General features: G+C 32.0%; 6 protein-coding genes. All 6 read left to right on the top strand.

What is annotated here, in order from left to right; all coding sequences use genetic code 11:
• Window positions 1-1330, top strand: a 1330-nt coding sequence (gene cstB / locus KA845_RS10410) for a persulfide dioxygenase-sulfurtransferase CstB (protein ID WP_210128048.1), incomplete at its 5' end; no start/stop codon positions are given.
• Between the two features lie 17 nt (window positions 1331-1347).
• Complete coding sequence (sqr, locus tag KA845_RS10415; RefSeq protein ID WP_069996590.1) at window positions 1348-2541, top strand: type II sulfide:quinone oxidoreductase Sqr; 1194 nt, start codon at window positions 1348-1350, stop codon at window positions 2539-2541.
• Window positions 2542-2713: 172 nt separating this feature from the next.
• Window positions 2714-3307 carry a recombinase family protein gene (locus KA845_RS10420; protein WP_000690635.1) on the top strand — a complete coding sequence of 198 codons (594 nt, stop codon included), beginning with the start codon at window positions 2714-2716 and terminating at the stop codon, window positions 3305-3307.
• The gene (locus tag KA845_RS10425; RefSeq protein WP_000790716.1) at window positions 3279-4721 is read left to right on the top strand and encodes a Mu transposase C-terminal domain-containing protein; all 1443 of its coding nucleotides are present in this window, start codon (window positions 3279-3281) and stop codon (window positions 4719-4721) included. The genes KA845_RS10420 and KA845_RS10425 overlap by 29 nt, the downstream gene beginning before the upstream one ends.
• A complete protein-coding gene (locus KA845_RS10430) occupies window positions 4714-5529 on the top strand; it encodes an AAA family ATPase (RefSeq protein ID WP_000164962.1) in 816 nt (271 codons plus the stop codon). The genes KA845_RS10425 and KA845_RS10430 overlap by 8 nt, the downstream gene beginning before the upstream one ends.
• A gap of 133 nt (window positions 5530-5662) precedes the next feature.
• Window positions 5663-6271 (top strand): recombinase family protein, encoded by a 609-nt coding sequence (locus tag KA845_RS10435; RefSeq protein ID WP_119605241.1) that lies wholly within the window; start codon window positions 5663-5665, stop codon window positions 6269-6271.
• Window positions 6272-7087: the final 816 nt, after the last annotated feature.

The following is a 7087-nucleotide window of genomic DNA, read 5'->3' on the forward strand; positions in this document are numbered from 1 at the left end:
TTTCAAACAATTTTACGATAATCATTTATCTCAAGCATCTTATTTAGTTGGCTGTCAACGTACGGGAGAGGCAATAGTAATTGATCCTGTTCGTGATTTAACAAAATATATGGAAGTTGCAGATAGCGAAGGTTTTAAAATTACACAAGCTGCTGAAACACATATTCACGCTGATTTTGCTTCTGGAATTCGGGATGTGGCAAAACGTTTAAACGCCAATATATATGTATCTGGCGAAGGTGATGATCAATTAAGTTATAAAAATATGCCGGAACATACAAATTTTGTTAAAAATCAAGATATTATTCAAGTAGGTAATATTAAATTAGAAGTCTTGCATACACCTGGTCATACCCCGGAGAGTATCAGTTTCTTACTCACTGATGAAGGTGGCGGCTCAAGTGTTCCAATGGGTTTATTTAGTGGTGACTTTATTTTTGTTGGTGATATCGGTAGACCTGATTTACTAGAAAAATCAGTACAAATGGAAGGTACTACAGAGATTGGTGCAAAACAGATGTACCAATCTATAGAAGGTGTTAAAAATTTACCAGATTATATTCAAATATGGCCTGGACACGGTGCTGGAAGTCCTTGTGGTAAAGCATTAGGTGCCATACCAATGTCTACGCTAGGTTACGAAAAAATTAATAACTGGGCATTTAATGTAACAGATGAATCTAAATTTGTTGAAACATTAACATCAAATCAACCAGCGCCACCCCATCACTTTGCACAGATGAAAAAAATTAATCAGTTTGGTATGAAAATGTATCAACCATACAACGTTTATCCTAGTTTAGATAATGAAAGAATAGCATTTGATCTTCGTAGCAAAGAAGCCTTTCACGGTGGACATACACAAGGAACAATCAATATTCCTTATAACAAAAACTTTATTAACCAGATCGGTTGGTATTTAGATTTTGAAAAAGATGTAGATTTAATCGGAGATAAATCTACAGTTGAACAAGCAACGCATACTTTACAATTAATTGGTTTTGATAATATAGCAGGCTATCGTTTACCAAAATCAGAAATTCTAACACAATCCATCCACAGCGCTGATATTACTGGCGAAGAAGCAAATGTACTCGACGTACGTAATGAAGAAGAGTGGAATAATGGGCACTTAGATCAAGCAGTCAATATTCCGCATGGTAAATTATTAAATGAAAATATTCCATTTAATAAAGAGGATAAAATATACGTACATTGTCAGTCAGGTGTTAGAAGTTCAATCGCAGTAGGTATCTTAGAAAATAAAGGATTTGAAAATGTCGTGAATATTAGAGAAGGCTATCAAGATTTTCCAGAATCATTAAAATAATTTAAGGGTGTGGAAAAATGAGTAAGTATTATCAAATTGTTATTGTAGGTGGCGGTACAGCAGGTATTACCGTGGCATCAAGACTATTAAGAAAAAATCAAAGCTTAAAAGGAAAAATAGCAATTATAGACCCGGCTGAATATCATTATTATCAACCGTTATGGACTTTGGTTGGTGCTGGGGTATCGAGTTTAAAAAGTTCTCGTAAAGATATGAAAAGTGTTATGCCTGAAGGTGTTCAATGGATAAAAAATGCTGTTTCAAGCTTTCAACCTGAAAACAATAGCATTATTTTAGGAGATAATTCGGTCGTTAGTTACGAATTTTTAGTGGTAGCCCCTGGATTACAGATTAATTGGTCTTCTATTAAAGGATTAAAAGAGAATATAGGTAAAAATGGTGTTTGTTCTAACTATTCACCTAACTATGTTCGCGAAACTTGGAGACAAATTTCTAAATTTAAACAAGGGAACGCGATTTTCACGCATCCTAATACGCCTATCAAATGTGGAGGCGCACCTATGAAAATTATGTATTTAGCTGAAGATTATTTTAGAAAACATAATATCCGTTCTAATGCTAATGTGATATACGAAACGCCAAAAGATGCTTTATTTGACGTAGGCAAATATAATAAAGAATTAGAGAAAATTGTTGAAGAAAGGGATATAATTGTCAATTATAATTATAATCTTGTTGAAATTGACGGAGACAAAAAAGAGGCTACATTTGAACACATTAAAACAGACGATAGAAAGACAATAGATTATGAAATGTTACATGTAACACCACCCATGGGTCCCTTAGGTGTACTTAAAGAAAGTACACTTTCAGATAGTGATGGTTGGGTAGATGTTAACCCAACCACATTACAGCATAAAAGCTACTCTAACATATTTGGGCTTGGTGATGCTTCAAATGCACCTACTTCCAAAACAGGAGCAGCAATTCGTAAACAAGCGCCTATAGTTGTTAATAACCTATTGCAAGTAATGGATAATGAAATGTTGACGCATCATTATGATGGTTATACTTCGTGCCCTATCGTTACCGGGTACAATAAATTAATACTTGCCGAGTTTGATTATAATAAAAAACCAAAAGAAACATTGCCTTTTAACCAGGCCAAAGAACGAAGAAGTATGTATATTTTTAAAAAAGATTTATTACCTAAAATGTATTGGTACGGTATGTTAAAGGGTCTTATGTAAATAACAAGAGTGTACAGAAAATAACCATTTTCTGTACACTCTCTTTTTATGTCTAAATAAGTATGTATTACATAGAATTATGTGTTCAAAAACCCAACAAAAAATCTATGTTCACAAAAGACCTTGTGATTAAGTTATGGTACACTGAAGATGTATATAGGAGGTTTGTATTTTGAAAATAGGTTATGCAAGAGTTTCAACTGGATTACAAAATTTAAATTTACAGGAAGATCGATTAAATACACATGGTTGTGAAAAAATATTTAATGACCATATGAGTGGTTCAAAAAGTAAAAGACCTGGTTTAGATAAAGCAATTGAATTTGCGAGGTCAGGAGATACCATTGTTGTTTGGAGACTAGATAGACTAGGACGTAACATGGAGGATTTAATCACATTAGTGAATGAACTTAACGAACGAGGCGTGAGTTTTCATAGTTTAGAAGAAAATATAACGATGGATAAATCAAGTTCTACAGGACAATTATTATTTCATTTATTCGCAGCATTTGCAGAGTTTGAACGGAATTTAATTTTAGAACGTTCTTCAGCTGGACGAATTGCAGCTCGTGCCAGAGGACGTTATGGTGGAAGACCTGAAAAATTGAATAAAAAAGACTTAAATTTACTCAAAACACTTTATGATAATGGCACCCCCATTAAAACAATTGCAGAACAATGGCAAGTTTCACGTACAACAATTTATCGTTACCTCAATAAATTGGAGGACAAGGAAGATGAAAAACAAGGAGAAGTATCTAACTAATTTTTCTGAAGCCAAACGTAAAAAAGCTACTCAAAAGTACAATATTATAAAACCTTTTATCCTAGGCGAACAATCTTTATCAAGTATTTCTAAAAGTAAAGGGATTGCGTTAAGCACCCTTTATAGGTGGAATAAGTCATATAAAGAACAAGGACTTAAAGGACTAATCTATGCGACAAGAGCTGATAAAGGAACACGTAAAATAGAACCAAAGATAATTGATGAAATTGAACGCCTTGCGCTTATGAATAAAAGAAATAGTATAGCCACAATTCATAGGAAAATCACTAATTACTGTAAAGAAAATAATTTTGATATACCAAGTTATAAACAAATTTATAGTGTTATTAAAGCAATGCCTAAGTCTGTTATTGATTTCTCTCATCAAGGTGAAAAATACTATCAAAATAAGTACGATTTAATACAAATTAGAGAATCCTCGAGACCCAATGAAATATGGCAAGCAGACCATACTTTGCTAGATATCTTTATATTAGACCAAAAAGGTAATATCAATAGACCGTGGCTAACTATAATTATGGATGACTATAGTCGTGCAATTGCAGGCTATTTCTTAAGTTTTGATGCCCCCAATGCTCAAAACACAGCATTAACACTACACCAAGCAATATGGAATAAGAATGATACCAACTGGCCAGTGTGTGGTATACCCGAAAAATTCTATACAGATCACGGAAGTGACTTTACCTCAAATCACATGGAACAAGTCGCTATTGACTTGAAAATAAATTTGATGTTTTCAAAAGTTGGTGTCCCTCGTGGTCGTGGAAAAATAGAACGCTTTTTTCAGACAGTTAACCAAACTTTCTTAGAACAACTGCCTGGATATATAAACAATAATGATACTCCTAGTAATCTAATAGATTTTCACAATTTTGAAGAAAAACTACGTTACTTTTTAATTGAAGATTATAATCAAAAAGAACATAGTGCTATTCATACCACGCCTATCAGTCGTTGGAATAGTAATCACTTTTTCCCTAATATGCCAAGTAGCTTAGAACAACTTGATTTATTATTGTTGGAAATACCTAAATCTAGAAAAGTTCATTCAGATGGCATTCATTTTCAAGGTTTTCGATACAGTAATACTAATCTAGCAGCTTATGTAGGTGAATATGTACTGATTCGTTATAACCCAAATGATATGGCTGAAATACGTGTGTTTTATAGAGATGAATTTCTTTGTACTGCTATATGTCCAGAAATAGCTGATTACTCCATAGATATAAAAGACATACAGCACGCTCGTAGTCAGAGAAGAAAACACTTAAAACAAAATATTGCTAGTCCAAGTACCACAGAATTAATTAAGGAAGAAAAAAATTGTGGTTATTCACCTCAAGAAACGACTAAAAACGTCAAAAAATTAAAGAGGTATCGTAATGACTAAAAATCAGAATTTTATTGAAACGAAAGAGTATAAACGGTTTGCTGAATTTTGTGACGCTTGCATTAAATATCAATATATTGGTATCTGTTATGGTCAACCTGGAGTTGGGAAAACTTTATCTTCAAGATATTATACAAATTGGGATACAATCGAAAAACAAGTTAACCATAGAGGTTGGGAAGATCTAGCTAGTAAAACGACCGATGACATACTATCGGTGGATAAAATATTTTATACTGCACCAGCAGAAAAACAAACTAAATTAAGGAATGATTTATATAGTATTACTGCAAGCATTGATTTGGGTCAAAAATTACATGTTGTAAATAAGTATGGACATGAACATAGTAAACATTATAGTGATATGTTTAAATATATTGATTTAATTATAGTAGATGAGATTGATCGCCTTAAAGTGCAACATTTAGAGCAATTAAGAGCTATTTATGATGAACATAATTTAGCAATGATATTTATTGGTATGCCGGGCATAGAGAAAAAACTATCTCGTTATCCTCAACTATATTCGCGCATAGGTTTTGCGCATGAATTTGATAATCTAAGTAAAGATGAGACGCATCATATATTAGAATATAAGTGGCAAGATTTAGGATTTGATTTAAAACTCGAAGACTTTACTGATTATGAAGCAATAACGACGATTATTAAAATCACAAAAGGGAATTTTAGGCTGATTCATCGTTTATTTGCGCAGATAGACAGAATTATGGATATAAATGGTTTAGATAAAATAAGTACAGAAGTTGTAGAAACAGCTAGAGATAGTTTAGTTATAGGTATTCGATAATAGAAAAAGCAACGCATTTTAATATAGTGCGTTGCTTTTCTCATTTATTAGGTAAAGTCATTCTCATATATCGAATAAAGTGACATCAATCTTTTAATTGTATGATTAGGCTGTATGAGAAAGGGTGTTAAAAATGATAGTTGGATATGCAAGAGTTTCAACCATTGATCAAAACTTAGATAGGCAAATTGAAAATTTAGAAGCATTTGGTGCTGAAAGAATATTCACAGAAAAACAATCGGGAAAATCGATTGAAAATAGACCTATTTTTCAAGAAGTATTAAGTTTTGTACGAATGGGAGATCGTTTAGTTGTAGAATCCATCGACCGACTAGGTAGAAATTATGATGAAATTATTCAAACGGTTAACTACTTAAAAGAAAAAGAAGTCCAATTAATGATTACAAGCTTGCCCATGATGAATGAAGCAATTGGGAATCCATTATTAGATAAGTTCATGAAGGATTTAATTATTCAAATTTTAGCAATGATTTCAGAGCAAGAAAGAAATGAAAGTAAGCGAAGACAAGCACAGGGGATTAAAGTGGCTAAAGAAAAAGGTATCTATAAAGGCAGACCTGTGCTTTATTCACCAAATGCTAAAGACCCACAAAAACGGTTAGTATATTATCGAGTTATAGAGATGCTAGAGCAAGGCGTTTCAATTAGTAAAATTTCTAAAGATGTCGGGATTACACGTCAGACAATCTATAGAATTAAAAATAAAAAAATGGATCATTGAAATTTAACTTTCTGATTGGATTATTAAATTTCAACGCTTTTATTATAGATGTCTTAGGAATAGGAGAGAATATCATAAGTTGAATAGTAAAAGTTCTATCTGAAATTTATTACACTTAATATAATAGTAAGATTTAATATATTGATAAGTTTTTTCAATAAAATCCATGCCTATAAAAGTTATAGCTACAAATAGTTTTGAAAATTACATGAATATAGGTTATCGAATTTCTGTCGCCTAAATTCCCTTTGAGTTAGGGATACCAATTATATATACTTCTCTATAAATATATTGGCTTTGTAGTTTTCTTTGGTAATCCAATGACGCAATGAATTCCATGGTTTTGTGGTATCTTGATCACCACGATGAATTTTGGATGCAACTAACTCATAAAAATGTGTGTTTATTTTCGCTATAGTCGAATCTATTTTTAATTTTATATATGGATTAGTTTTGATTGACAATATCATCTTTTTAGCATAGCATTTATTACATCAAGAAAAATTGATATAATAAAAAGAGCAATTATCGAATGTTATTTTCCTTTTATAGGAACCATTTTTTAAGCGTTACATCAATTTTTTTTGATTTATTGTCGGAGTAACGACAATTTAAAGCATATGCACCAGACTAGGAGGATAAAATGACGGTAAATCATGCGAGTATGTTATCTGTTGACTACTTTATAAGTTATTTAAATCTCGTTATGTTATCAAGAGAAGTCAATTTAAAAGAAGCTACACTGTATATGGAGAATGAATTCTTTAAAGGTAATATTCATCAATATGGTGATACAACAGAAACAAACTTTAATCA

Origin of the sequence: Staphylococcus sp. GDX8P114P-2 (genome assembly GCF_017892945.1) — a bacterium.
GTDB classification, from domain to species: Bacteria; Bacillota; Bacilli; order Staphylococcales; family Staphylococcaceae; genus Staphylococcus; species Staphylococcus arlettae.

Coding starts and splice junctions, on each gene's coding strand:
- sqr (WP_069996590.1), top strand. CDS start 1,348: ATGAGTAAGTATTATCAAATTGTTATTGTAGGTGGCGGTACAGCAGGT.
- KA845_RS10425 (WP_000790716.1), top strand. CDS start 3,279: ATGAAAAACAAGGAGAAGTATCTAACTAATTTTTCTGAAGCCAAACGT.
- KA845_RS10435 (WP_119605241.1), top strand. CDS start 5,663: ATGATAGTTGGATATGCAAGAGTTTCAACCATTGATCAAAACTTAGAT.
- KA845_RS10430 (WP_000164962.1), top strand. CDS start 4,714: ATGACTAAAAATCAGAATTTTATTGAAACGAAAGAGTATAAACGGTTT.